Genomic DNA, 26,028 nt, shown 5'->3' with positions numbered 1-26,028 from the left:
GCCCGTGCGGTTCAGCGCAGCACGCCCGCCTTGGTCATGGCCCTCGCATAGAACGCCATCCCGAACACCGATGCCCAGATCACGACCGTGAAGACCAGTTGGCCCGTGGTGGCAAATTCGGGCGGGATGTCGGATGCGAAAGTGTAAGCGGTCGATCCCGCCAACCCGATCAGCGAAACGACAAAGCCATGCAAGGCAAACCGGCTGCGAAAAAGCAGCAGGACCGATCCGGCCACCGCGCCCCATACGCCGAGCCCCCAGCACACCGTCGCCCACAGCGGATAGCCGTTGAAATAATCGAGGATTGCCGCGACGCTCACGCCCATGCTGTCGGCTGCCATGCCGAGATAGGCTTCGTTCGCGGTCTTGGTCATGACGTAGTCATTGGCCCCGCCCGCGAACCACAGCAGGCTGACTATGCCCAGCACCCAAAGGTGCCACGGCGCTTTGACGCGTTGATTGCCGATAATGTTCATGGCTTTCCTCCCCCATCCGGTGCGACCAGAATGGGGGAGAATACGCCTGTCTTGCGTTTGCTGCAATCGGGCGGCGTCAGAGCCGCTCGATGCGCTTGGCCATCTCGTCGATCATGTCGACGATTTCGTTGATGGTGCGTTCGTCCAGCTTGCCGGCGCGCGCACGGTTCTTGAGCACCGAGCCGAGATTGCCCATCGCGCGAAACACATCGTGCGAGCGCACCTTGTCGGCCCTGCGACCATGCAGTGCCAGCCGGCCCATCAGTTCGGTGACTTCATCCTTGCGCTCGTCAAGTTCGGCCTCGCCCGCGGCGGTCAGCTTGAACGGCTTCTTGGCACCGTCGGCTTCGGCCTCTTCGATCTTGCCTTCATCCGCGAGCATCTGAAGCGTGGGGTAAACAGCGCCGGGACTGGGCGCGTAGCTGCCGTTGGTCGCCTCCTCGATCTCCTTGATCAGTTCGTACCCGTGCCGCGGCGCATCGGCGATCAGCGCCAGCATCGCGAGGCGTAATTCGCCCGTGCCGAACATCCGGCCACGGCGACCGCGACGGCGGCCCTCGCCCATATCGCCGCTGACATCCTCGGCGCCTTCGCGGTCGTCGCTGTCATAGCGCCAGCGCATCTTCGCGCCGCCCTTGTCGAAAGCAGGCCCGCCGAAGTTCATGTTGCCGCTCATCGCCATCATCGCAATCGCTTCGCCCAGCTTGTCCCAGCCGTTTCCGCGTCCATATTTGTTCCAGCTCATCGCACATTCCTCCATGCGTTTCGATAGGTCAAAGATATATCTTAGACCTATCTTCGCAAGAGCTCCGTCGCAGGATGGTTCCCTTTTCCGACGATGAGCGTATCAGGCCCGACGAATGGCTGACCTGTTCGGAGACGATGCGCGCCCGCCCGCGCCCGCTACGCCACCCGGCGACGCGCCGCTGGCCGACCGGCTGCGCCCGCAAAGCCTTGCCGAAGTGGTGGGGCAGGAACACCTGACCGGCTCCGAAGGCGCGATCGGGCGGATGGTGGCGGCGGGAAAGCTTGCCAGCATCATCCTGTGGGGGCCGCCCGGCACCGGCAAAACCAGCATCGCGCGCCTGCTGGCCGATGCCGTCGGAATGCGCTTTGCCGCGATCAGCGCGGTGTTCTCTGGCGTGGCCGACCTCAAGAAAGCCTTCGCCGAGGCCGAAAAGTTCGCCAGCACCGGGCGCAAGACGCTATTATTCGTGGACGAGATTCACCGCTTCAACCGGGCGCAACAGGACGGTTTCCTCCCCTATGTCGAACGCGGCGTGGTGACGCTGGTCGGCGCGACCACCGAGAACCCGAGCTTCGCCCTGAACGCCGCACTGCTCAGCCGCGCGCAGGTGCTGGTGCTGAACCGGCTCGACGAGGACGCGCTCGCCGCGCTGCTGGCGAAGGCGGAAACGCTCGAAGGCCCCCTCCCCCTCACCTCCGAGGCCCGCGCCGCACTGATCGCGCAAGCCGACGGCGACGGGCGGTTCGTGCTGGGTCAGGCCGAGACGCTGTATGCGGCGGGCTTATCGGAGCCACTCGATCCGCAAGGCTTGGGCAACTTCCTGCAACGCCGCGTCGCCGTGTATGACAAGGATCGTGACGGGCATTACAATCTCATCTCCGCGCTGCACAAGGCAGTGCGCGGTTCCGATCCGCAGGCGGCGCTGTATTACCTCGCGCGGATGCTGACAGCGGGGGAAGAACCACTGTTCCTCGCCCGCAGACTGGTGCGGATGGCGGTGGAGGACATCGGCATGGCCGATCCGCACGCGCTGCCGCAATGCATGGCGGCGATGGAGGCGTACCGCTTCCTCGGCAGCCCCGAAGGCGAATTGGCGCTGGCGCAGGCCTGCCTCTACCTCGCCACCGCGCCCAAATCGAACGCGGTCTATCTGGCGCAGAAAGCCGCATGGAAATCCGCGAAGGAAACCGGCAGCCTGATGCCGCCGATGAATATCGTGAACCCGGCGACCGGGCTGATGGAAAGCCTCGGCTACGGCAAGGGCTACACCTATGACCACGACACGCCCGAAGGCTTTTCGGGCGATGATTACTGGCCCGAGGAAATGGAGCCGCAGCAGTTCTACACACCGGTGGAGCGCGGGTTCGAGCGTGAGGTGAAGAAGCGGCTGGAATACTGGGACAAGCTGCGGACCGAGCGGGGGTGACTAACCACCAACCTCCGTTCGCCCTGAGCTTGTCGAAGGGCTGCCTTTCTTTAAGTGCGACCCCGACAAACTCAGCACGAGCGGTTTTTTGATTTCAGTGCCGCGCTTCACTCACTTCCTCGCGGTTGATTGGTCGGGTGCGAAAGGTGCGCGCCAGAAAGGCATCGCACTGGCCTTGGCGTGCATCGAGGGCGGGCCGCCTGCGTTGCTCTCCCCGCCCGATCCGCGCGGCTGGGCACGCGGCGAGGTGCTGGCGCTGCTCGCTGATCTTCCTGGATCGACACTGGTGGGGCTCGATCTCGGGATCGGACTGCCGTTCGCGGATGCGGGCGCGTTCTTTCCAGGCTGGGACGCCAGCCCAGCCGATGCCCGCGCGCTTTGGGCGCTGATCGACCGGCTGTGCGCCGATGATCCGAACCTCGAAGCAGGCGGATTCGTCACCCATCCGGAAGCATCCCGCTATTTTCGCCACGGCAAGGGGCTGGAAGGCGACCGCTTCCTGCTCCCCGGTGCAAGCACCCGCGAAGGCCGCTTCCGCCGCGCCGAGGCCGCGCAGCGGGCACAAGGGGTGCGGCCGGTGAGCAATTTCAATCTCGTCGGCGCAGCGCAGGTCGGCAAGTCGAGCCTTACGGGCATGCGGATGCTCCATCGCCTCGCAGGTCAAGTGCCGGTGTGGCCGATCGATCCGCTTCCCGCAGAAGGCTCGGTGGTGACCGAAATCTACACTTCGGTCGCGGCGCGGCTGGGCGGCGTGACGGGATCTGCCACCAAGCTGCGCAGCTTCGCGGCGCTGAACGATGCGCTGGACCTGCTCGGCTCGCCCCCCGTAAAGGGCACAGGCAGCATCGACGATCATTCTTCCGACGCGCTGCTGACCGCGGCTTGGCTGCGAAAGGTGCATGGCCAGCGCGATCTGTGGCACCCCCCCAGCCTCACGCCCGACATTGCCCGCACCGAAGGCTGGACTTTCGGCGCGTTCTGAGATTAAGGCGCGGTCACGGAAAGCCGGCTTAGCTCAGTTGGTAGAGCACCTGATTTGTAATCAGGGGGCCGCGGGTTCGAATCCTGCAGCCGGCACCATCCCTCCCTATCGCACGATAATCGCCGCCGCCCCGCCCTGACGGCGCTTTTCATCCCTGGCTGAGGAAGAATTCCTCACGATCGCGGCGCAATTCGGCCGGGTTCATCGTTGCCAACCCGTCCAGCTCGGCGCGCAGGGCCAGCGTCAGCCGCTTTATCATTTCTTCGGGATCGCGATGCGCGCCGCCCTTCGGCTCGTAGACGATGCGGTGGATCACCCCGAGCTTGAGAAGATCGCCCGCGGTTATCTTCATCGCCTCGGCTGCGCCGGGTGCCTGCGCGGCGCTGCGCCACAAGATTGAAGCGCAGCCTTCGGGCGAGATTACCGAGTAGACCGCGTGTTCGCACATCAGCACGCGGTTGGCTGCCGCCAACGCCACCGCGCCGCCCGAGCCGCCCTCACCGATAATCACCGCCACCAGAGGCACGCCCAGCGAGAGGCACGCCTCGGTCGAGCGGGCAATGGCTTCAGCCTGCCCGCGCGCCTCGGCATCGACACCGGGAAACGCGCCGGGGGTATCGACCAGCGTCACCACCGGCAGGCCGAACCGGTCGGCGAGTTCCATCAGCCGGATCGCCTTGCGATAGCCTTCGGGCCGCGCCATGCCGAAATTGTGGTGGATGCGGGTGGTGGTGTCCTCGCCCTTCACATGGCCGATCACCATCACTTTGCGCCCTTCGAACCGGGCGAAGCCGCCGATGATTGCCTGATCCTCGCCGAACACCCGGTCTCCCGCGATCGGCAGAAAATCGCTGAACAGTCCCGCCACCAGCCGCTCGAACCGGGGGCGCTGCGGATGACGCGCCACCAGCGTGCGCTGCCATGGTGTGAGGCGCGCGTAGGTATCGGCGAGCAGGCGCTCGGCCCGCTCCGCCAGCATCCCGGCCTCCTCGGCCCCTTCGGGCAAGGCGGCAAGTTCGGCCACGTGTTTGTCGAGCGCCTCGATCGGCTTTTCGAACGGCAGGTACTGGATCACGCCCCCTATTCTCCTCACGCTCCCCCGATCACACCGTCATCGACATGCCGCGATAGATCCGCGCACGGTAGCGCGAATCCTCGGCATCGGGCAGCGGCGCGCCGACCAGCAGCACGGCGCGGGCGAAGCGGCGGACTTCCTCCAGATGCTCGTCGAGATCACGCGGTTCTTCGGATTGCACCCGGCGCGTGAGGTTGATCTGGTTGACCGGCACATCATGCACCAGCCGCTCGTTCTCGACCGCCAGCGTGGCAGTGAAGGCGTGGAGCGTGGTCTTGATGAAGTTTGCTAGCGCGAAGGCCGGGCTGCGGTCGCCCATCGGCACATCGGGCGAAGTCAGCACCAGCTGGCAATCATCATACAGCGAGGCCCGGCGGCTGACGCGGAAGTGATGCGTGAGATTATCGGCCACCACGGCGCGGAATTCGTCCGGCGTGAGCGGGTCCGCGGTGTCGAACAGCTTGCCCGGCAGCGCGGTGAACGGGGTGGACAGCAGCGTGGTGGGGCGGCCCCACTGGATCAGCGCCGCGTCCATTGCAGCCTCGATATCATCGCCCGCGACCAGCGAGGTGAGCGCCCCGGCACTATCGCCTTCGAGCTGCGCCTTGATCGCGTCAAATCCCTCGGCCGTCCGCGTAATCAGCACCACGCGGGTGACATGGCAATCCTCGATGAAAGCGCGCGCGGTCTCGGCGAGGTAATCGGCGAGATGCTCGCCGACAATCCACACTGTCTTGCCGCGCATCTGGTCGAGCCGTTCCTGCTTGGGCGAGCCGAACAGCTCGCGCTCGGTGGTCGAACGCTCGACGCTGAGCCCGCCCGAGGGCATGAAAGTTTCGCCGCTGACGGCGCGGTCGGCGAGGAAGAACACCGTCGCCTGCGCCACGTCATGCTCGGTCGGCATCTTGCCGAGATAGAGTTTCGAGAGCACTCCGCCGCCCACTTTCTTGGCCTCCGCTGCGATCTTGTCGGCAGGCAGGAAGGGCATGCTTTCGGGGGGGACACGCAGCAACCAGTCAGCGTCGGCCTCGGGCGTGGCCGGACGGTCGGCCCATTCGGGCGCGTCGAGGAACAGCCCGGCTTGGCGCAGGCGGGAAACCAGCGCGGCAGCGATTTGCGGGGTCAGCAGATACTGATCCCAGCTGCACTCCCCGTCGCCTTCGCGCGCGCAGGCCAGCGCCAGATCGCGCAATTCGCGCGGGTTGTTGGTGTCGTGGCTCATTTTGACGGTATCGTTGCGGGCCAGCCGCGCCAGCACCGCCTCGACCCGCACCCCGCGCCGGATTGCCTTGATCGCGGCGGCGTGGACAGCGTTCAGACGCTTGTTTTCAAGGATCAGCTTGCCGCGCCGTTCGAAAAGGCCGGGCTTGCCGCCGGTGCCCGACAGGCGGTCACCATCCACCGGCCCCGGCGCAATCGCGTTGAATTGCACTTCCGGGCCGAGATAGCGCGCCATGCTTTCCACCATAGCGCGCTGTCCGGCTTTGCTGACCGCGTAGTCGGCGCGGTTGGGATAGGCGACCGCAAGGTATTTCTCGCCGCCGAAATAGGACGAGACGTTGAGAATATAGCCCGATCCTTGCGCCTTCATCAGCGGCGCGACGTGGTGCATCAGGAAATAATTCGACACCAGATTGGCATCGAGCGTGTAGTTCCAGGCGTCGACCCCCATGTCGACCACCATGTCTTCCGCGCCCGCCACGCCCGCATTGTTGATCAAGTAATCGATCCGTCCGAAGGCCTTCAGCGTGGCATCGACCGCGCCCTTCAGGCTCTCGAAGTTGCTGACGTCCACATTGGCGAGGGTCTGCACCCGGCGTTCGACCCCGGAAAAACCGATGTCTTCCAGTTCGGACACGATTCGCGCGCGGGCAACCGCCAGCTCGCTCTCGCGCCGCGCGACAATCATCACCTTGCCGCCCGCCAGCGCCAGCAGCCGCGCCACCTGTCCGCCGATCCCGGCAGAGCCGCCGGTGATCAGTGCGACCTTACCCAGATGCAGGCCGGTGATGTTTTCGGAGAATCCGGGCATCGCCTTGCGCGCGCCGGTCGCCTCGCCAATGTTGCCGGGGACGTAGAGCGTGATTTCGCCGAGCTTGCTTTCTTTCAGCAGGATGCGCGCGGCATGACCTGCGGTGAAGCGGATATTTTCGGCTTCGGTGTTGGTGAAACGGACGATCTGGTTGCCCCACTCGGCTTGGCGGCGGCGGCCATGCGCGGTGTCGATGGCGCTCTCATCGCGCCAGATACGGATCAGCTGTTCGGTCGCGGCGCGAAGAATGTGGGCGTAGACATCGCCCTTCCCGTCGCTGGCATGGCTGACGAACACGAAGCGCGGCGGTTGCAGCAGGTTGTCGTGGCGTTTCCAGTACCGGCTCATGGTGCGGGCGAGCGCCATGCTGCCAGTCAGTTCGGCGTCCATCAACGCCTCGATCACGCTGTCGTCGGCCTCGGCCAGCGCGCCGGTCAGTTCGCCCGCGCCCAGCGTCGGCAGGAATAATGCCCCGCTGACCGGTGTGCCGCCCTTGGTGTACTCCTCCAGCGCGGTTTCCATCGCGGCGGGATCTTTGCGGTTGAAGCGGATGATGGTGAGATCGCCTTCCACCCCCATCGCCTTGCAGCGCTTCTCCGCAATCGCCACGTCGGCCTGACGCGGCAGGCCGAGCACCACTGCCGCTCCGCAGGCAAGCTGCACCTGCGCGATTTCCAACGCCTCTTCGAAGTTGTCACCTGCTGCGACCAACACGGCGAGGCCGGTGCCGTCCATCGATCGCATGGTCGGGCGTGCAAGGTAAGTTGCGCGCTCTTCCTTGCGCACGGTCATGCCGTGGGTAACCTCGAAATCATGGCCATTATAGGCAGCGCTCTCGTCACTGCCGAGGAACACGCAGGTGGTCGCGATATCGGTCGGCGTCGGGAACGTCTTGGCCTTGCCGTTCCCGCCGGTGGCGCGTTCGAGGCTCATCATGTCGAAGAACTGGTTGGCGGTGGTGCCAGATTCATCGCCGCGCGCGGCATCCATCGTGGCGAAGACGGTGCGGATGCGCTCGCTTTCGATGGGGCCAGGATAGACAAGGTTCACCCGGATACCCTTCGGCCCGAGTTCGAGTGAGAGTTCGCGGCTCCACGCGTTCATCGCCGCCTTGGGGACAACATAGGCCGCGCGGGCATAGTACGGCGTACGGCTGAAAATGGTCGAGACGTTGATGATCGACCCGCCTTCGGGGATGTGCGGCGCGGCGGTGCGCGCGACGTTGAAGGCGACTCCGAAGATGTTGCGCATCGCGTCACCCACGGTTTCTCCATCGGTGCTGCCCTGCTTCTGGAGCGCGGCGAGTTCTTCCGCCGACAGCGGCAATTGCTCGAGCGGCTGCTTCGGTCCGGCACTGCCGGCATTGTTCACGAGGATGTCGATCCGTCCGAACCGCGCGACCACTTCGGCGATGGCGGCGCGGACCGAGGCAATGTCTCCGCCATCGAGCGCCACAGTGGCAATCCGCGAAGGTTCAACCCCGGTCGCCTCAATCATCGCTGCGGCAGCGGCATCGGTGCGGTCCGGCGTACGGCCCGTCATCACCACGGTTGCGCCTTCTGCAAGGTAATGCGCGGTAATATGCCCGCCCAGATTGCCTGCCGCGCCGGTGATTACGGCGATCTTTCCGGCAAGGCGGCCGGTGGTGGTGGCAGGCGCAGCAGTAGCGGCTTTCAACTTGACCATAGCACTCTCCTCATAAGTGGCAGCAACGCTGTCGTTCGCTTGCCGGATCGTTCATTCTCTGGGGAGGAGCGCTAAGAACGTTTCAGGATTGCCAATGCGCAGGCTACGGCTCCGGTTCCCCGGCGGTGCTTCCATCCCCCATTGCAGCCCACGCTTCGAGCAGGGCATCGCGGCTGCGCAGGCCCATTTCGGGGAGTGCGTGATTGACAACATAGGTCGATCCAGCGTGCCGGTTCTCCCACATCGCCTGATGCGCTTCGGGCAATTCGTCCCAGCCGACCACCTGCGGTTCGGTCACTTCGAGCAGCCCGGCGGCAATCATGTCGTTCATCCGCGCGACTTCGAAAGCGTTGCACAGGTGGGTGCCGAGGATGCTGGCCGTCGGCATCAGGATCTGGCGCTGGCGGGTCCAAACCTGCGGCGCGTAGAAGGTAAACCGGCAGCCGGTGAGGTCTTCAGCGAAGATCACCCGCCCGGTGAAAGGCTTCACCAGCGAGGTCGAAATGCCGAGCGTGTCCTGCCCCGCGCGTTCGAACACCAGATCGGGATTGCCGCGCGGATTGTCGGATGATCGCAGGATCTTGCCAACCGCCGAACCGAACGGCTTCATCACGCGGTCCTGATAATCGCGCACCGCCGCCTTGAAGACCTCGATATCCACCTTGGCATCGGGCAGGCGCGGCATGGTGTCCGGCCAATAGAAATTCGCGCCCTCCCGCCGCCGGATCGCTTCCAAGCTGACGATGCCCTCGATCGCGTCTTCCAGCCCCAGCGATTGCAGGAATTCGCGCTGGCCGTCGGTGGTTGTGGCGATCACAGAACGCGCGTTGAAACGGCGCGCGGCTTCGATCATCTCAAGGCCCGTCTCGTCGAGCAGTTCCTTGCTCCCCGGCCCGTAATAGATCAGCACCGCCTCGCCGCCGCGCAGGGCCGCGCGGCGCAGCATTTCTTCGGGCGTGGCCGTTCCCGGCTTGCCCATGAAGCTGAAATGATAGCCGGACGACGCGCCGTAGAACGCCAGCGTGCCGCCCTCTGCCAGCAGTTGGAAGCTGCGCGGGAACGCCGTTTCGCCTGCGTGGCTGACGACATAATCGGCCAGCTTGCCGCTGTTCAGTGCCTTGTATTCCTCCACCAGCGGCGCGCCTGCGGCTTCCCACGTCTGCGCCTCCGCCTTGTCTTCCGGCACCACGCTGTAAAGATCGGCGAAGCGCGCATCCTTGCGATTGATCGCCCCCACCGCGCCTTGCGCGTCGGTGATGAAGCTGGCGCGCTCCTGCGAGGACACCAGCCCCGTCACCTGCAGTCCGGTGCGCACCGATGATCGCAGTGCATCCAGCCCCGTCCCCGTTGCCGCGCCTTCGACGAACAATGTCCGCCCCGGTGCAATCTGCAACGTGGTGAACAGGCAGCGGGCGATCGTGCCGAGGTTGAGCACATAACTCCCCGCCTGTTCAAGCGTCAGATCGGGCGGCAGCTTGTGCATCTGCGGTGCCTGGACGGAAAGAAACTGGGCATGGCTGCCAGTCTCGGTCTCATACCCCTGAATGCTGAAATCCGCATACATCGGATCATTGCCGACCAGAGGGCTGAGCAGGTCATTGGTGCCCGAATAGACCGTCACCAGATCGCCAACCTTGATCCGCCCTTGCGCGCGCGTTTCGCTGCCGAGCGCCGCGACCAGCGCGATGCCGCCCGATCCGGTGATCTGGACGTCTTCTTCGTGGCTGTCGAAGGGCGACACCGGGATGCCGGTCAGCGCCCAGATGTCGTTGAAGTTGACCTCGCTGGTTAGCATGTAGAGCAGCGCCTCGTTGGGCGCGGGCTCTGGCACTGCCACGATCAGCTCCTTCTCGTGGCTTGCGGGCGGGCCGAAGCGGGGCTGGCCGGTGTCGGGATCTCGGGCGATGCCAAAGGCATATTGGTGGCCGGGAATCGGGGTGACGCCGGGGTAGAACGGCGCTCCCACCGGCAGCAGATCGCCTGCTGCCTCAAGGGCTTGCGCACGCATTTCGTGCTCGGCGTCGATCCATACGCCGTCGCGCCGCACCGGTAGCGGCGGCGCGACTTTGTCGATGAATTGCCTGATGCCGGTTTTGCCGCCTTCGGGATCGACGATGGCTTCGGCGAACAGCCGCGCCTCGCGCGCAAGGCCTGCGGTGATCCCCTGTTCGAGCCCGGCACGTACGGCTTCGAGCGCCCGCGCGCCAGCCTGCCCACGCCCCGCCCAATCGAGTTGGCGCAGAATACGCTGGAGGAAATCGTCCTCCATCACGGCATCGAGGCTGACATCCGACGCCGTATCCCAGCGCGTGACCGCCGCCTGCCTGTCAGCGAAAGCACGGCCGAGCGTGCTCTCTGCGCCGTGCTTCACAAAGTCGCGCACCGCCGCGTGCGCTGCCGAAAGCGCATCCTGCGCGCCATCGACCAATTCATCGACCACACCAATAGCCTCGGCAGCTTCGGCATCGATGCTGCGCCCGCCGAGGATCAGGTCGAGCGCATCGCGCACGCCTTCGGCCCCACGCCGGTCGGCGAGCAGGCGCGGCAGGCGCTGCGTGCCGCCATAGCCGGGCAGCAACCGCAGACGGATTTCGGGCTGCCCGAACCGCGCCACCGGCTCGGCAATGCGGTAATGGCACGCGAGCGCGAATTCCATCCCGCCGCCCAGCGCCACGCCCTGCACCGCCGCGACGCAGGGCTTACCCATGCGCTCGATGGTGCGGAAGGCGAGATGGGCATTGTTGGGCAGCACCATCGCATCTTCAACCGAGTGAATTTCCTCCAGCATCTGGCGGATATCCGCGCCTGCAACGAAGGACGATGTGCCCTGCCCGGTGAACACCACCGCCACCACGTTATCGTCACGCGCGAGGTAATCGGTGACCAGCACCAGCTCGTCGATGGCGCGTTCGTTCAGCGCATTGACCGGCGGGTTGGTGACGGTGACGGTCGCGACCTGCTTGCCGGGCGCGACATTGTTGTACTGGACGAGGAAATAGCGGTGGCGATCAAACAGCGCCTGTTCGTCCGACAGGCGCTGCTTGCGCTGCCAATCGCCGATCACGGTGCGCAATTCGTCGAGCGCTTCCGGGTTGCGCAAGGTCGTGACGTCGCCGACATCCTCGCCTACCACCAGCGCGCGCACCATCCGGCGCATATATTTGCCGCTGCGGGTTTCGGGGAATTGCGAGACTTCGATGAAGTCGGCGGGAACCGCGACCGCGCCCTTTTCGGTGCGCACCAGATCGAACAGCCGGCGCTTGTCTTCGATCGTGAGTTTGCGCCCTGCGACCGGCACCACGAAGGCGAGCGGGGTGAGTCCTTTCTCGCGGTGCGGTGCGCCGACCACCAGCACATTGCCGACGGGGCTATCGGGCGCGAGCGCCTTGTCGCGCAGCACCGCGCCCTCGATCTCCTCGGTCCCCATGCGGTGGCCGGAGACGTTGATGACATCGTCCGAACGCCCGTGGAGCGAGAACGAGCCGTCTTCGTGCTGAATGGCAAAGTCGCCCTGGGTATAGGCCCACGCGCCCTTCCAGCGGCGCCAGTATCCGTCCTCCCAGCGTGCCGCATCGCCGCGCCAGGCGGGATCGACACGGCCATCCTCGATCTTGAAGCCTTCGATGTCGCCCCAGATCGTGCGCGCGAGATAGGGGTACGGCGCGGCGATAACGATTTCGCCCTTCTCGCCGGTTGCGGCCCGCCGCCACGGCACGCCGCCATCGCCACCGCGCGCGAAGGCGACGTCCGGCGCGGTTTCCGCGTCGGCATCCTCGACCCACACGTCACCGATGATCCACGGCAAGGGGTAGGAATGCGCATCGGGGCGCAAGGGAAAGTCGTCATTGGCGTAGAAATGCGTCCACGCGATACCGCCATGTTCGGTCGCCCAGTACGAATTGATGTAACGCGGCGTGACGTGCTCCATCCCGAAGGCCTGCACCGAAGGCGAAACCGGCTCGGCGCAGAAAGTCGCGACCCGCAGACAGCCCATGTCATAGCGCTGCAGTTCGGCGAGGTTGTCGGGATCGGACATCACCGATTTGAGGAAAGTCACCCCGGCCTTGAAGATCGCGACATTGTGCCGCTCGATCATTGATGCGAAGCGGCCCGCGTGCGGGAAGACAGGCGAGGCTTCGGCGACTAGGCTGGTCACCCGCGTCATCAACGGCGCGCAGATCAGATAGCTTTGCCCGGTGATCCAGCCCGGATCGGCGACCACGTAAAGAACATCGCCAGGGCGCGCGTCGAAGCTGACCGCCATGGTCTCTGCCACCCCGGCGGCATAGCCGTGCGAATGGACGATCCCCTTGGGCTTCCCGGTCGAACCCGAGGTGTAGATGAAGAACATCGGGTAATCGGCATCGACCGGCATCGGCTTTGACGAAGCCCAGATGGCGCGGACGAATTCCGTATCTGGCAAAGCCAGCAGATCGGCCTCGGTCTGAACCGCAAACCCGGCGGCGCGGGCCTTTTCCAGCACGGTGACCAATGCAGCGTCGGTCAACTCGTGGCTCCAGCGGTCACGTTCCTCGCGCCAGATTATGTCGGGCTGGTGGGTATGGCGGCAGACGATCACCGCTTCGACGCGGGGCGGCAAAGTGACGAGGCTGGAGGCAATCGCGATCCGCACCCGTGCGGCATCCGCGCTGGTGATGCGGCCTTCCGCGCCGAGTGTGATCAGCGCCCGCCCCACGCCGCGCATCACATCCGACCGATCGACCGTGATCTCGCCGGTCAGCGCTTCACGCACCGCTTCGACGATGGTGTCGCGATCCTGTTGCGGCAGTTCCAGATCGAGTCCGGAGAGGATTTCCAGCGCAGTCGTCACCGGGACGAAGTTGTCGAGCGCCGGGTCGGTATAGGCGTTCTTGAACGCGGCGACCTGCGCGTTGCGATAGCTGCCATCTGACGTGACGATCACCCGCGCGCCGGTATCGGCGATGCGGTCGGACAGGGTCTTGTCCGAAAACCCCCCGAACACTGCGGTATAGACCACGCCCAGCCGCTTGGCCGCTTCGGTCCAGTATATCTGCGGCACGATGTTGGGCATGTTCAATGCCATGCGGTCGCCCGGCTTCAGGCCGAGCGCCTGCAAGGCCACCGCGCATTTCGTCACTTCGAGCAGCAGCTTCTTGCGGCTGACGGTAAAGCAGTCGAGCGGCGCGCCCTTGCCACCGCCAGCCGACATGTCCCAGCGATCACCTTCGAAGATCAGCGCAGCTTCATTGCCGTGGCCGGAGAGCACATGGCGATCGAGTTCGGAAAAAGCGGCATTGGTGCGTCCGCCCACGAACCAGCGCCAGTGCGGCGGGGTGGAGCCATCGAAGCCGGTGTGCCACGGCGTGAAGTCCTGCGGAAGATCGGGGCTGACCGGCGCAGCGGTGGCAGCATCCCAGCCATGCCAGTTACCGTCCTCGTCCTTTGCCAGCCATGCACCGGCAGGGCCGCTATCCGGCACGAACCAGTGCATGTTGCGCGCGGCAATCGCTCCGTGGAAGTTGCCCGGGTCGGCCAATGCATCGGCACGCATCGACTCCCAGTCGGCGCGGCAAACCACACGATTGGCAGCAACGTCTGCCCCGGCAGTGCGCGCCCCGGCTTCAGGCATGGTGTTCTCCCCCAGAGTGTTCAAACCGCACCCGCCGATCCCCCAGCGCGCGCGGCTTGCAATTTATTACGCTGCCGATAGTCCTGCGGCAACATTGTGACAGAATTGCTTGTCGGGCATAACGCAGCAACGCTCAAGACGTTCCATCATGAATTGCAGCCCACTTCGATCGTCCTTCCGCAAGCTCCGGGCACGTAACTGTTTTTCAATCGGACTTGGTTACAGCGCAAGTGGGCGTCCGATACGGACCAACCGGTACGGTTACGATGACCCGCCGGTAAAGGTTTGCAGGCCGGAACTCCTCACGAGGACAAGCGATGGCGATGGGTTTTCTCAAGACTGTAAGGGATCAGGCATCGCGCAATGGCCTGGCGAAACGGCAATCCGCCCACGCCGCCAAGATGCCGTCGCTGCCTGACCGCGCCAATGTGCTCAGCGATGTCGAAGAGCTTGGCATCGGCATGTTCTGGGCGACCGATGCCAATGGTCATCTCACCTTCCTGTCGCAGCGCGCGCTGACCGATCTCGGGCTCGGCGCCGAAGACGTCCTCGGCAAACCGTTGACGCAGGTGTTCTGCGAGACGGAAGCCGAGCCGGGCGAAGCTCAGCAACGCGCGATCGGGTTCAAGCTCAAGGCCCATTCGAAGATCGAGGACCATGTGATCGCCATCGCTGCGGGCAATGCTCGCAGCGCCGAGGTGGGCACGCGGTGGTGGCGGCTGAATGGTCGGCCGCTGGTCGATGCATCGGGCACCTTCCTCGGCTATCGCGGCAGTGCGCTGGATATCACCAGCCAGTACGCCCACGACATGCAGATCGCGCGGCATTCGCAGGTCGATGAGTTGACCGGCCTCACCAACCGGCGCAAGCTGGGCCAAAGATTGACCGCCACTCTGGCCGCATTCCGTGCCAGCCAGCGCAGCTGCGCGCTGATGATGATCGACCTCGACCGTTTCAAGCATGTCAATGACACGATGGGGCACCCGGCGGGCGATGAATTGCTGAAAAAAGTCGCCGAGCGCCTCAAAAGCCTCGTCGGTGACAGCGGCGAAGTGGGACGCCTTGGGGGCGACGAATTCCAGGTCCTGCTACCCGACATGGATGATCGCGGAACACTGGGCGAGCTTGCCAACCGGATCGTCCAATCGCTTTCGCAGCCTTATCAGGTCAATGGTCGCCGGGCGATCATCGGCACGTCGGTCGGAATTGCAATTGCGCCTTACGACGGGGTGGATACAGATGAACTTACCCGAGCCGCCGACATGGCGCTTTATGCCGCCAAGGAATCGCGCGGGGGTACCTTCTGCTTTTTCACCACTGAACTTCGCGACGCGGCCAACAAGTACGCGAAGCTGGGCGAACGTCTGCGCGATGCGGTGGACCGCGGAGATCTCAAACTTGCATACCAGCCGCTGGTCGATCCGGTCAGCAACGAGGTGCGCTGCTTCGAAGCCCTGCTGCGGTGGCATGACGAACAGGAAGGCCCGATTTCCCCGGCCGATTTCATCCCGGTCGCGGAGAATGACGATCTGATCGTCAAGATCGGCGAAACGGCGCTGCGTCAGGCTTGCCAGGATGCGATGCAGTGGCCCGACACGATCCGGGTGGCGGTCAATGTTTCGGCCAAGCAGTTCGTCCGGCCGGGCTTCCGCAAGGTGGTGGCTTCGGCGCTGGAGGCTTCGGGCCTCGATCCCGCGCGGCTCGAACTGGAAATCACCGAAAGCGTGTTCGTCGGCGATCTTGAAGCGGTCGACGCAATTTTTCGCGATCTCAAGAGCCTTGGCGTCCGGCTGGCGCTCGATGATTTCGGCACCGGGTATTCCTCGCTCGCCTATCTCAAGCACGGACATTTCGACAAGCTCAAGATCGACCAGAGCTTTGTGCGCGGCTGCACTGAAAATGGCGACATCAACCCGGCAATCATCACCGCCATCGTCGCTCTGGCAAAGGCGCTCGATATGCAGACCGTCGCCGAGGGCGTGGAGGCCATGGACGAGCTGGAACTGGTGCGCGCACGCGGCGCAGATCTGGTGCAAGGCTATGTCTATTCGCCCGCAATCATGCAGGACGCGGTGCTCGCCAAGTTCGCCGACGGCACCATGCGGGTCAAGCCGAACGGCCCGCCGCGGCACCGGGCGGACCGCATCTCGATCTTCCGCAAGGTCGGTCTGATCCACGAAGATCACTATTACGACGTGATCCTGCGCAACCTATCCAAGACCGGTGCGCGCATCACCGGACTGGCCGGGGTGCTGAAGGGAACCGACGTGGTGCTCGATCTCGGCCATGGACAGCTGGTGGTGAGCAAGGTGGTGAACGCGACCGAAAGCAGCCAGGGTCTCCAGTTCGAAACCGCCATGATCAGCGACGGCAGCGGCGGGTTCATGACCCGGCATCGCATCTCGCCCTATTCGCTGGCCGAAGCGGGCATTCCGCTGGCGGCGCTGGGCGCGGGCAAGTTCCCGCTGGCCAAGTGGCGCGAGGGGCACAAGAGCCCGCCGGCCTTCGTGCAGCTGGATCTGAACGTATAGCCGCAACGATGCGCTCACGCGCGCTCAGGGCACCGCGTCAGCCGCGTCCGCGATAGGGGGCGACGCCCTGATCGGGCAGCCAGAGTCCTGCCGGCGGCGCGCCCGATTGCCAGAACACATCGATCGGGATGCCACCGCGCGGATACCAGTATCCGCCGATCCTGAGCCACTGCGGGCACATTTCATCGAACAACCGTACCCCGATGCCGACCGTCACATCCTCGTGAAAGCCGTTGTGATTGCGGAACGCGCCGAGAAACAGCTTGAGGCTTTTGCTTTCGACGATCGTTTCGCCCGGCACGTAATCGATCACCAGATGCGCGAAATCGGGCTGGCTGGTCACCGGGCACAGGGATGTGAATTCGGGCGCGGCAAAGCGCACCAGATAGGTGAAGCCGGGGCGCGGGTTGGGGACATAATCAAGCACCGCCTGCTCGGGCGAGGTCGGCAGCGGCGTGTCCTTGCCCAGAAACTGCGGGGCCGCGGAAGGGGGTTCGGGTGTGGTGTTCATGCCGCGCTGTTGCCGCGAATGGGGGATGGGCGCAAGAGGCTGGCTGGACGGGCGCGCAGTGCAATCCCTATGTGAGACAGCAATTGTTCAGCCGCCCCGCCCCAGAAAATCGACCAGCCCAGCCGATGACCCGCGCACCGATCCCCCTGTTCCGTCCCGCTGCCGCGCTTGCCGCGCTGGTCCTTGCCGTGCCGCTGGGGGCGCAGCCGCAGTCACCCGGCAGCTATTCGCTGCCCGAGCCGACCCCGACGCCCACGCCTGCCCCCGCCGGACCGGTGGACGAGCGCGCAGGCGTAGCCATTCCGCCGCGCGCCGTCGAAACCCCGCGGATCGCGCCAGTGCCGACGCTGACGCCGGAGCCGTCGCCCACGCCGCGCCCGCTTGTGGTGCCGCAACCCACCGCGCGCCCGGTGACGCCATCTGCCACCCCTGCCCCGCAAGCGGCTCCGTCGCCCGAGGTTCCGCCGCCGGCCACTGCGGACCCGCTGCCATCCGAGGTCCAGCCCGGTTTTGCGGGACTCGAGCAGCCCGCCAATTCCGCAACCGCACCCGCATCTGCCGAAGCCGCCACGCCTGCGCCCTCCAGTGCGCTGGGCCAGCAGGTATTCAGCTGGGCGTGGCTTGCCGGGGCGGCAGCAGTGCTGGCGCTGGGATTGGCCGGACTGGCATTGTGGCGGCGGCGCAAGCCCAAAGTGCTGAGTCTCGCCGCGCCGCTGGCGACGCATGCACCGGCTCCTGCACCGGAACTGCCACGTCTCGACCTTACGCTCGACATCACCGGCGCGACCCGCAGCGTCATGATGTTCACGCTGCAATACCGCCTGTCGCTTGCCAATCGCACGGACCGTGCGGTGAACGGCCTTGCCGTAGCGGTGCAGCTTGCCAGCGCGCAGAAGGGGGAGAGCAATGCTGCGCCGCCTGCTGCGGCCCGCCAACTTAACCAACTGGAGCGGATCGGGCCGCACCAGAGCCGCAGCGTGATCGGCGAAGTGCAGATGCCGCTGTCCGCGATCATCCCGATCATGCAGGGACACACCCCGCTGTTCATTCCGCTGGTGCATGTCACGCTCGAAGGCGAGGGCCAGCAGGCACTCGCGCGCAGCTTCGTGATCGGCAGCCCGAGCGGCGGCAGCGACGGCCGCGTCCAGCCGTTGAACCTTCATCAACCACCCGGCTCACTTCCCGGTCTGCGTGCAAAGGCGATCGCGGCTGCGGCCGATTGATTGCCCGCTGCCCTTGGCGGATCGGCATGGTGCCGCTAGCCTTGGGGAATGAACGATACTTTCTCTAGCCTTGTTTCGAGCGAGTGGTTGGCCGCGCATCTGGACGATCCGGGTCTTGCGGTGCTCGACGCCTCGCGCCACCTGCCCGCTGCGAGCCGCGACCCGGAAGCCGAATTCGCCGCCGCGCATATTCCCGGCGCGCGCCTGTTCGATCTGGCGAAGCTGGTGGACGACACTTCGCCCACCCCGCAGGCATTGCCGCGCCCCGATCAACTTGCCGCGCATCTTGCCGAATTGGGCATCGCACCGGGCAGCGCCATTGTGCTCTATGATGACAGCGCGGTCCGCACGTCCGCGCGGGCGTGGTTCATGCTCACGGCATGCGGGTGGCACAAGGTCGCGATCCTCGATGGCGGTCTGGCGAAATGGCGCGCCGAAGGGCGACCGCTGGAGAGCGGAACGCCCGAGGTTGCCCCGTCGCAGCCCGCCGCCCTCGTCCCGGCGAAACACGTTCGCCGCAAGGCCGATATGCTCGCCAATCTGACGATCCGGGCCGAACAGGTGGTCGATGCCCGCAGCGCGGACCGGGTCTATGGCACCGGCACCGATCCGGTTCATGGCGGCCCGATGGGGCGTATTCCCGGAAGTTCCAATCTGCCCTTCACCGCTGTGTTCAATGCCGACGGCAATTACAAGGCCCCCGATGACCTGCGCTCTGCCTTCGCCGATGCCGGGGTCGATCTCACCCGTCCGGTCACCACCACCTGCGGCAGCGGCGTGACAGCCAGTGTGCTGTTGTTCGCGCTACATCTGATCGGCAAACATGACACCGCACTATACGACGGCAGCTGGTCCGAATGGGGCGCGGACCCCGGTACGCCCAAGGCGCAAGGCCCGGATCAAGGACAGGCCACGGCATGAGCGGCGGCGGCGATGATGATGAGCACCTGAAGCCCGCCACGCGCCTCGTGCGGGGCGGCAGGCGACCGGAATGGACGGGGCCGGTGGTCAACCCGCCGGTGTGGCGCGCCTCCACCCATCTCTATGCCAGCGATGCCGAGCGGCGCGAGGCGGGCAAATCCAACACCGACGGCCAGTTCTTCTACGGCAGGCGCGGCGCGCCAACCCAGTGGGCGCTGGCCGAGGCACTGACGCAGATCGAACCCAGCGCGCACGGCACGGTACTCTATCCCAGCGGCGTCGCGGCGATTGCCGGGTGCCTGCTCGCAGTGCTCAAACCCGGCGACCGGCTGCTGATGGCGGACAATTCCTATGATCCGTCGCGCGGCATGGCGACGGGTCTGCTGAAGCGGTTGGGGGTGGAAACGACCTTCTTCGACCCGCTTGATCTCGATGCCTATCGGGCATTGTTCGCCCAGCCGGTCAAAGCGGTGTGGCTCGAAAGCCCCGGCAGCCTCACCTTCGAGGTGTGCGATATCCCCGCCCTTGCTCCCATCGCGCGCGAACATGGCGCGGTCAGCCTGATCGACAACACCTGGGCCAGCCCGCTCGGTCTTGCCGCGCTCTCGCATGGCTGCGACATCACCATGATGAGCCTGTCCAAACATGTCGGCGGCCATTCCGACCTGATGATGGGCAGCGCCAGCGCGGGGGAGCGATGGTATCGCGCCCTGCGCCGCACTGCGCAGGATCTGGGGCAGGTCGTCTCTCCCGATGATGCCGCGCTCGCCGCGCGCGGCCTGCGGACAATGGGTGTGCGGCTCGAAGCGCAGACGCGCGCGGCGCTGCGGATCGCAGAATGGCTGGAGCGCCAACCGCAAGTTGCGCAAGTGCTGTGTCCGATGCTGCCCTCGGCTCCCGGCCACGAATTGTGGCGACGCGATTTTACCGGCGGCTGCGGATTGTTCGGCTTCGTTCTCGCCAGCGATGATCGCGCGGCTGCGGCGCGGGTGGTCGATGCGCTCGATCTGTTCGGCATCGGATATAGTTGGGGCGGGTTCGAAAGCCTCGCCCTCGCCACCGCCCCCCAGGATTACCGCTGCGTGATGCGCAGCCCCGATGCCGCCGGCCCTGCAATACGCCTGTCGATCGGACTGGAAGACCCGGACGACCTGATTGCCGATCTCGCGCAGGCGCTGGCACAGATGGAGACTGCATGATCATTACCACCCTCGCCGCACCGCAAGCCACCGAAACTCCGGCTCCCGACGGCGACCCTACCCCCGCCGCCGACGGCGCAGCCGAAGCCACCCCTGCGCCCAGCCCAACGCCTGTCGAGACCCCCGAACCGGTCCCCGTCGAAGCGGTCGAGGCCGCGGATAGGCTGCGTGAAGGCGTCGCCGCGCAGAACGAAACGGCGGGCGCGTTCCTCGACCGGCTCGATCGGATCGCGGTTGAAGTCGGCGATATCCGCATCTCGATGTTCGATACCCTGCTGGTGGTGGGCGTCATATTGCTGGTGATCACCGCAGCGATTCTCATCAACCGCTTCGGGCGCAAGATGATCCGCGGCGTGAGCAAGTTCGACGAGACGCAGAAGCTGCTATCGGAAAAGATCCTGACGATCATCGTCTGGGCCGCCGCGTTTTTCGTCGGTATCGATCTGCTCGGCATCGATTTGACGGCGCTCGCATTCTTTGGCGGCGCCTTCGGCCTTGCCATCGGTTTCGGCCTGCAGAAGACCTTCGGCAACCTGATCGCCGGGATCATCCTGCTGATGGACAAGTCGATCAAGCCGGGTGACGTGATCGCAGTGGCCGATCAGGCGGGCCAGCAGACCTTCGGCCAGATTCGCAAGATTGGCATTCGCGCGGTTTCGGTCACGACGCGGGACGAACGCGAATATCTGATCCCGAACGAAAACCTGATGATCAATCAGGTCGAAAACTGGTCCTATTCCTCCAGGAACGTGCGCATTCAGGTTGAAGTCGGGGTGAGTTATGATGCCGACATGAAGCTGGCCGAGGAATTGATGCTGCAGGCCGCGAAGAAGTCCCGCCGGGTGCTCGAGACCCCTCCGCCGACCGCCTGGATGAACGGTTTCGGCGATAGCTCGGTCAATTTCACGATCCATTGCTGGATCAGGGATCCCGAAGAAGGTGTCGGCAATATCCGCAGCGAAGTGCTGAAGAACCTGTGGTGGCTGTTCAAGGAGCATGATATCGAGATTCCGTTCCCGCAACGCGATCTGAATATCCGGCAGAACGAGCAATTCGACCGGCTGATCGCGGCACTGGCGGAACGGGACGATCCGTCGCCCGACGCAGGACAATAGTTCCGCTTCGCAGCCGCCAAACCATTCTCGCTGGCATCGCGGGCCATGCGCGCGCATTTGCAATGCCATGCAGATTGGCACCATCTATCTCGTCGGCGCAGGGCCGGGTCCAGTTGACCTGCTCACCCTGCGCGCCGCCCGCCTGATCGAACAGGCCAGCGTCATCGTGCATGACGGGCTGGTCGGCCCGGATATCCTTGCGCTGGTGCGCCCCGATGCGCGGATGATCTCGGTCGCCAAGCAGCGCGCGCGCCACACCATGCCGCAGGACGATATCAACGCCTTGCTGGTGCGCGAGGCGCTCGCCGGGCATGACGTCGTGCGCCTCAAGGGCGGCGACCCGTTCATCTTCGGGCGTGGCGGCGAGGAAGCCGAGGCCGCTCGCGCGGCAGGCGTGTGCGTTGAAGTCGTCCCCGGCATCAGCGCCGCCAACGGCGCGGCGGCGGCGAGCGGTATCGCGCTGACCCATCGTGACGCCTCCAGCATCGTCAGCTTCGTCGCCGGGCAGTGCAAGGGGCTGGCCGAGCAGGACTGGTCCGGCCTTGCAGGCAAGGGCCGCACGCTGGTGATCTACATGGGCGTTTCCACAGCGGAACAGATCGCCGACAAGCTGATGGCCGATGGCCTCGCCCCCGGAATGCCGGTTGCCGTGATCGAGAACGCCGCGCGCCCCGAAATGCGGGTGCTGCGCGGGTTGCTCGCCGGATTGCCGAATCTGGTGGAACGCGAGGCGGTGAAAAGCCCCGCGCTGATCGTGATCGGCGAAGTTACCGCGCGGGATAACGTGACGCTCGTCGCGCTTGCCAAGGAGGCAGCGGAATGAAAATCCTCACCGGAAACGACCTGCGTTCGGGCGCTGTGACATGGTGGAACGGCACCGGCTGGTCGCTGTTCGTCGACGATGCGGTCGACGTGGGTGATGAGGCCGAGGAAATCCTCGCCCGCGAAACCGCTGCAAGGCGTGTCAACGTGCCCTACGCCATCGAAGCAACAATCGACGCCGCCGGACACGTCCGTCCGGCGCATATCAAGGACCGGGTGCGCGCACTCGGCCCGACCGTGCGGCGCGATCTCGCCGTGCCGACTGCCGACAAGACCGGCTGGGACTGGGTGATCTGATGTACCAATATGATTCATACGATCAGGCGATGGTCGATGCCCGCGTGGAGGAATTCCGCGATCAGGCGCGCCGCCGCTTGGAAGGCAAGCTGACCGAGGACCAGTTCAAGCCGCTGCGGCTGATGAACGGCCTGTATCTGCAACTCCACGCCTACATGCTGCGCGTGGCAGTGCCCTATGGCACGCTCAATTCGCAGCAGATGGAAGCACTGGCCGACATCGCGGAAAAATACGACCGCGGCTATGGCCACTTCACCACCCGCCAGAACATCCAGTACAACTGGATCAAGCTGGAGGACGCCGCCGATATCCTCGCCGATCTCTCGCGTGTCGAGATGCATGCGATCCAAACCAGCGGCAATTGCATTCGCAACATCTCGTCCGATCACTTTGCAGGCGCTGCTGCCGATGAAGTGGTGGACCCGCGTCCCTATGCCGAGCTGCTGCGCCAGTGGTCGAGCTTTCACCCCGAATTCACCTACCTGCCGCGCAAGTTCAAGATCGCGGTGATCGCGTCCGAGAAAGACCGCGCAGCGATGCGGTTGCACGATATCGGCATCCGGATCGTCCGGAGAGATGCGGGCGAAATCGGCGCACAGTTCTATGTCGGCGGCGGGATGGGCCGCACGCCCATGATCGCGCCACTGGTGCGCGACTTCGTGCCGCTCGATCAGCTCATCACCTATGCCGAGGCGTGCCTGCGGGTCTACAACCGCTACGGTCGGCGTGACAACAAGTACAAGGCGCGGATCAAGATCCTCGTCCATGAATTGGGCGCAGCCGAATACACCCGACAGGTCGAAGAAGAATTCGCGCATATGCTCGCCGTGGGCGTCGAACCGCCGCGTGAGGAACTGGCACGGATTGCGACGTATTTTGCCGATCCGGCGTTTGCGGAAGGGCCAAAGACGCTCGACCGGTCGGACCCCGATTTTGCCTTGTGGGTGGATCGCAACACCCACCGGCACAAGCACGACGCCTATGTCTCCGCCGTCATCAGCCTCAAGCCGGTCGGCGGCATTCCCGGCGATGCGACCGCCGATCAGATGCGGCTCGTGGCCAAGCTGGCGCGCGATTACAGCTTTGACGAGCTGCGCGTGATGCACACCCAGAACCTGCTGCTGCCACATGTGCGGATCGCCGATCTCCATGCGGTGTGGACGGCGCTCGACCAAGCTGGCCTCGGCGCGCCGAACATGGACACGATCGAGGATATCATCGCCTGCCCCGGGCTCGATTATTGCAGCCTCGCCAACGCCCGCTCGATCCCGCTCGCCCAGCGCATTTCGGAACGGTTTGCGCAGGCTGGCCGCACTGAAGTTGTCGGCGAGTTGAAGCTGAAGATTTCCGGCTGCATCAATGCCTGCGGACACCACCACGCGGGCCATATCGGCATTCTCGGCGTCGACAAGAAGGGCACCGAGAACTACCAGCTCTCGCTCGGCGGATCGGAGGCGGAGGACGTCAGCCTTGCCAAGATCACCGGCCCCGGCTTCGACGAGGACGGCGTGATCGCCGCAGTCGAGAAAGTCACCGACGTCTACCTCGCGTCCCGCACAGATGGCGAACGCTTCCTCGATACCTATCGCCGCATCGGCATGGAGCCGTTCAAGGAGGCGCTTTATGGATAAGGCCCGCGATCTCGGCACTTCCCCCGACGAGGTGCAGTTCCGCTTCCGCGATGACGAGCCGGTCGATCACGGCACGGTCACCGTCGATGCCGCCATCGACCAGTCCAACGCCGCTGCCGTGCGGATCGAACCGGGCGACGACACGCGGCTGCTGCTGCCGTTCCTCGACCGGCTGGCGCTGGTGGAGGTCAACTTCCCCAGCTTCGGCGACGGGCGCGGCTATTCCGCCGCCCGCATTCTGCGCGAGGCTGGCTACACCGGCGAATTGCGCGCGGTCGGCGACGTATTGATCGACCAGCTTTCGCACATGCGGCGCTGCGGGTTCGACAGCTTCGCTCCCGACAAGCGGCTGGACGAAGAAGACGCGGCCCGCGCCTTTGCCACGTGGGACAATGTGTATCAGCGCGCAGCCGATGCGCGCCGCACGATTCCGGAGCAGCGCCATGAAGCCTGACACGACCAACGCCGCCACCGATCGCACCCGCGACACGCTCGACCTAGCGCCGCGTTTTACCGAGCATGATGCCTTGCGGCTCAACCGGATGTTTCGTGGTTCCTCGACGCAGGAAATGCTCGAAGCGGTGATCCGCGACGGGCTGGCGGGCGATCTCGCAGTGGTTTCCAGCTTCGGCGCGGAAAGTGCGGTGCTGCTGCATCTGGTCGCCAGCGTCGATCCATCCGTGCCGGTGCTGTTCCTCGACACGGGCAAGCATTTTGCCGAAACGCTGGCCTACCGCGACACTCTTGCAAAGCGGCTGGGCCTGAACCTTGTGATCCTGACCCCGGATGCCGACGATCTGGCGAAGCGTGACGATACCGGCCTGCGCTGGTCATACGATCCCGACGGCTGCTGCGAAATCCGCAAGGTAAGGCCGCTGGCAAAGGCGCTGGCGAATTACGATGCCAGCTTCACCGGGCGAAAGGCGTTCCAGTCCTCGACGCGTGTTAACCTGCCGCGGTTCGAAGTGGACACATCGGACGCGCAAGGACGGCTCAAGATCAACCCGCTGATCGATTGGGACGCGAGCCGGATCGAAGGCCATTTCATCCAGCACGACCTGCCGCGCCACCCGCTGATCGCGCAGGGATACCCCTCGATCGGCTGTTCGCCCTGCACCACCCAGGTCGCGCCGGGCGAAGACCCGCGTTCGGGGCGGTGGAAAGGCTGGGACAAGACCGAATGCGGCATCCACAAGCCGGGCGAGGAACCGTTTTTGTAAGGCGCTTTCGCCTGCCACAGCAATGCGTTAAGCTGCCGCGATGCTCGCTCTGCTTCTCGCCGCTGCGCAACCGGTCGAACCTGCACCTGCGCCCGATTGCTCCTATGACCTGGAAGCTATGCTGGCGCTGGATCGGAATGCGTTCGATCAAACGCTGCCGGACGGCGGCTGGCGCAGCCTTTACGAGCGCGGCTGTTATGCCGAAGCGGCCGAGCTGATCCGGTTATGGCGTCATGAAAAGCGTGATCACGCCAGCATTCTTTACACCCATGAAGGACAAATGCGGGCTAATGCCGGCCAGACCAGACAGGCTATCGCCTTGCTGAAGCTGACCTACAAGCCGGCTGACCAAGATGCCGCTGGCTGGAACTTTTTTGTTGATGGGACGCTCGCTTTTCTCGCTCGCGACAAAGAGGCTCTCTTGACCGCCATGAAGCGATTGAGGGCAGTTCCAAAGCCTTCAAGCCTTAGAGCGTTTTCCCCACGTTCTGACTCGGAGGGGATTCCTTTGCGGGCGCGGTT

The 26,028-nt window shown here is 64.9% G+C and carries 19 protein-coding genes and 1 tRNA gene; 14 read left to right on the top strand and 6 right to left on the bottom strand.

The window, feature by feature from the left end:
* Positions 1–11 precede the first annotated feature (11 nt).
* Both Q0L48_RS04910 and Q0L48_RS04905 read right to left on the bottom strand, forming a co-directional pair.
* Positions 12–476 carry a hypothetical protein gene (locus Q0L48_RS04910; RefSeq protein ID WP_296717957.1) on the bottom strand — a complete coding sequence of 155 codons (465 nt, stop codon included), beginning with the start codon at positions 474–476 and terminating at the stop codon, positions 12–14.
* A 76-nt stretch (positions 477–552) separates the two neighbouring features.
* Positions 553–1,221, bottom strand: a complete 669-nt coding sequence (locus Q0L48_RS04905) for a PadR family transcriptional regulator (protein WP_296717953.1) — start codon at positions 1,219–1,221, stop codon at positions 553–555.
* 115 nt (positions 1,222–1,336) lie between these two features.
* Here Q0L48_RS04905 and Q0L48_RS04900 point away from each other — a divergent pair, with 115 nt between their 5' ends.
* The 3 genes from Q0L48_RS04900 (at position 1,337) to Q0L48_RS04890 (ending at position 3,730) form a co-directional block, all read left to right on the top strand.
* Positions 1,337–2,650, top strand: a complete 1,314-nt coding sequence (locus Q0L48_RS04900; protein WP_296717950.1) for a replication-associated recombination protein A — start codon at positions 1,337–1,339, stop codon at positions 2,648–2,650.
* A 97-nt stretch (positions 2,651–2,747) separates the two neighbouring features.
* Entirely contained in the window at positions 2,748–3,632 is an 885-nt protein-coding gene (locus Q0L48_RS04895) for a hypothetical protein (RefSeq protein ID WP_296718755.1), read from the top strand.
* A gap of 22 nt (positions 3,633–3,654) precedes the next feature.
* Positions 3,655–3,730: transfer RNA gene (locus Q0L48_RS04890), tRNA-Thr, on the top strand.
* A gap of 50 nt (positions 3,731–3,780) precedes the next feature.
* Here Q0L48_RS04890 and Q0L48_RS04885 read toward each other — a convergent pair.
* The 3 genes from Q0L48_RS04885 to Q0L48_RS04875 all read right to left on the bottom strand — a co-directional run bounded on the left by Q0L48_RS04885 (position 3,781) and on the right by Q0L48_RS04875 (position 14,036).
* Entirely contained in the window at positions 3,781–4,707 is a 927-nt protein-coding gene (locus Q0L48_RS04885; protein WP_296717948.1) for an acetyl-CoA carboxylase carboxyltransferase subunit alpha, read from the bottom strand.
* 28 nt (positions 4,708–4,735) lie between these two features.
* Entirely contained in the window at positions 4,736–8,425 is a 3,690-nt protein-coding gene (locus Q0L48_RS04880) for an SDR family NAD(P)-dependent oxidoreductase (protein WP_296717946.1), read from the bottom strand.
* Between the two features lie 103 nt (positions 8,426–8,528).
* Entirely contained in the window at positions 8,529–14,036 is a 5,508-nt protein-coding gene (locus Q0L48_RS04875; RefSeq protein WP_296717945.1) for an AMP-binding protein, read from the bottom strand.
* Between the two features lie 317 nt (positions 14,037–14,353).
* Between Q0L48_RS04875 and Q0L48_RS04870 the strand changes: the two genes are divergently transcribed.
* Positions 14,354–16,567 (top strand): EAL domain-containing protein, encoded by a 2,214-nt coding sequence (locus tag Q0L48_RS04870; protein ID WP_296717943.1) that lies wholly within the window; start codon positions 14,354–14,356, stop codon positions 16,565–16,567.
* 37 nt (positions 16,568–16,604) lie between these two features.
* Here the strand turns inward: Q0L48_RS04870 and queF are convergent, their stop codons facing one another.
* On the bottom strand, positions 16,605–17,078 hold the full coding sequence (queF, locus tag Q0L48_RS04865; protein ID WP_296717942.1) for a preQ(1) synthase: 474 nt from the start codon (positions 17,076–17,078) through the stop codon (positions 16,605–16,607).
* A 125-nt stretch (positions 17,079–17,203) separates the two neighbouring features.
* Here queF and Q0L48_RS04860 point away from each other — a divergent pair, with 125 nt between their 5' ends.
* The 10 genes from Q0L48_RS04860 to Q0L48_RS04815 form a co-directional block, all read left to right on the top strand.
* Positions 17,204–18,301: a hypothetical protein gene (locus Q0L48_RS04860; protein WP_296717938.1), complete on the top strand. Its 1,098-nt coding sequence runs from the start codon at positions 17,204–17,206 to the stop codon at positions 18,299–18,301.
* A 48-nt stretch (positions 18,302–18,349) separates the two neighbouring features.
* Entirely contained in the window at positions 18,350–19,222 is an 873-nt protein-coding gene (locus tag Q0L48_RS04855; RefSeq protein ID WP_296717937.1) for a sulfurtransferase, read from the top strand.
* Complete coding sequence (gene metC / locus Q0L48_RS04850; RefSeq protein WP_296717936.1) at positions 19,219–20,421, top strand: cystathionine beta-lyase; 1,203 nt, start codon at positions 19,219–19,221, stop codon at positions 20,419–20,421. The genes Q0L48_RS04855 and metC overlap by 4 nt, the downstream gene beginning before the upstream one ends.
* Entirely contained in the window at positions 20,418–21,536 is a 1,119-nt protein-coding gene (locus Q0L48_RS04845) for a mechanosensitive ion channel domain-containing protein (RefSeq protein WP_296717933.1), read from the top strand. Before metC ends, Q0L48_RS04845 begins: the two co-directional genes overlap by 4 nt.
* A gap of 67 nt (positions 21,537–21,603) precedes the next feature.
* On the top strand, positions 21,604–22,359 hold the full coding sequence (cobA, locus tag Q0L48_RS04840; RefSeq protein WP_296717932.1) for a uroporphyrinogen-III C-methyltransferase: 756 nt from the start codon (positions 21,604–21,606) through the stop codon (positions 22,357–22,359).
* Positions 22,356–22,655: a DUF2849 domain-containing protein gene (locus Q0L48_RS04835; protein WP_296717930.1), complete on the top strand. Its 300-nt coding sequence runs from the start codon at positions 22,356–22,358 to the stop codon at positions 22,653–22,655. The genes cobA and Q0L48_RS04835 overlap by 4 nt, the downstream gene beginning before the upstream one ends.
* Positions 22,655–24,286 (top strand): nitrite/sulfite reductase, encoded by a 1,632-nt coding sequence (locus Q0L48_RS04830; RefSeq protein WP_296717929.1) that lies wholly within the window; start codon positions 22,655–22,657, stop codon positions 24,284–24,286. The genes Q0L48_RS04835 and Q0L48_RS04830 overlap by 1 nt, the downstream gene beginning before the upstream one ends.
* Positions 24,279–24,740, top strand: a complete 462-nt coding sequence (locus Q0L48_RS04825; RefSeq protein WP_296717927.1) for a DUF934 domain-containing protein — start codon at positions 24,279–24,281, stop codon at positions 24,738–24,740. The genes Q0L48_RS04830 and Q0L48_RS04825 overlap by 8 nt, the downstream gene beginning before the upstream one ends.
* Entirely contained in the window at positions 24,730–25,506 is a 777-nt protein-coding gene (locus tag Q0L48_RS04820; protein WP_296717926.1) for a phosphoadenylyl-sulfate reductase, read from the top strand. The genes Q0L48_RS04825 and Q0L48_RS04820 overlap by 11 nt, the downstream gene beginning before the upstream one ends.
* A gap of 40 nt (positions 25,507–25,546) precedes the next feature.
* Positions 25,547–26,028, top strand: a 482-nt coding sequence (locus Q0L48_RS04815; RefSeq protein WP_296717925.1) for a hypothetical protein, incomplete at its 3' end; no start/stop codon positions are given.

It is taken from the genome of Erythrobacter sp. (assembly GCF_024305245.1).
GTDB lineage: Bacteria > Pseudomonadota > Alphaproteobacteria > Sphingomonadales > Sphingomonadaceae > Erythrobacter.
This window is presented reverse-complemented; position numbering and strand designations above follow the sequence as displayed.

Excerpts from the sequence above, each read along its gene's own strand:
- Q0L48_RS04855 (WP_296717937.1), top strand. The coding sequence starts at position 18,350 with ATGAACGATACTTTCTCTAGCCTTGTTTCGAGCGAGTGGTTGGCCGCG.
- Q0L48_RS04835 (WP_296717930.1), top strand. The coding sequence starts at position 22,356 with ATGAAAATCCTCACCGGAAACGACCTGCGTTCGGGCGCTGTGACATGG.
- Q0L48_RS04900 (WP_296717950.1), top strand. The coding sequence starts at position 1,337 with ATGGCTGACCTGTTCGGAGACGATGCGCGCCCGCCCGCGCCCGCTACG.
- Q0L48_RS04910 (WP_296717957.1), bottom strand. The coding sequence starts at position 476 with ATGAACATTATCGGCAATCAACGCGTCAAAGCGCCGTGGCACCTTTGG.
- Q0L48_RS04880 (WP_296717946.1), bottom strand. The coding sequence starts at position 8,425 with ATGGTCAAGTTGAAAGCCGCTACTGCTGCGCCTGCCACCACCACCGGC.
- queF (WP_296717942.1), bottom strand. The coding sequence starts at position 17,078 with ATGAACACCACACCCGAACCCCCTTCCGCGGCCCCGCAGTTTCTGGGC.
- Q0L48_RS04860 (WP_296717938.1), top strand. The coding sequence starts at position 17,204 with ATGACCCGCGCACCGATCCCCCTGTTCCGTCCCGCTGCCGCGCTTGCC.
- Q0L48_RS04830 (WP_296717929.1), top strand. The coding sequence starts at position 22,655 with ATGTACCAATATGATTCATACGATCAGGCGATGGTCGATGCCCGCGTG.
- Q0L48_RS04845 (WP_296717933.1), top strand. The coding sequence starts at position 20,418 with ATGATCATTACCACCCTCGCCGCACCGCAAGCCACCGAAACTCCGGCT.
- Q0L48_RS04870 (WP_296717943.1), top strand. The coding sequence starts at position 14,354 with ATGGCGATGGGTTTTCTCAAGACTGTAAGGGATCAGGCATCGCGCAAT.
- Q0L48_RS04820 (WP_296717926.1), top strand. The coding sequence starts at position 24,730 with ATGAAGCCTGACACGACCAACGCCGCCACCGATCGCACCCGCGACACG.
- Q0L48_RS04905 (WP_296717953.1), bottom strand. The coding sequence starts at position 1,221 with ATGAGCTGGAACAAATATGGACGCGGAAACGGCTGGGACAAGCTGGGC.
- Q0L48_RS04825 (WP_296717927.1), top strand. The coding sequence starts at position 24,279 with ATGGATAAGGCCCGCGATCTCGGCACTTCCCCCGACGAGGTGCAGTTC.
- cobA (WP_296717932.1), top strand. The coding sequence starts at position 21,604 with ATGCAGATTGGCACCATCTATCTCGTCGGCGCAGGGCCGGGTCCAGTT.
- Q0L48_RS04875 (WP_296717945.1), bottom strand. The coding sequence starts at position 14,036 with ATGCCTGAAGCCGGGGCGCGCACTGCCGGGGCAGACGTTGCTGCCAAT.
- metC (WP_296717936.1), top strand. The coding sequence starts at position 19,219 with ATGAGCGGCGGCGGCGATGATGATGAGCACCTGAAGCCCGCCACGCGC.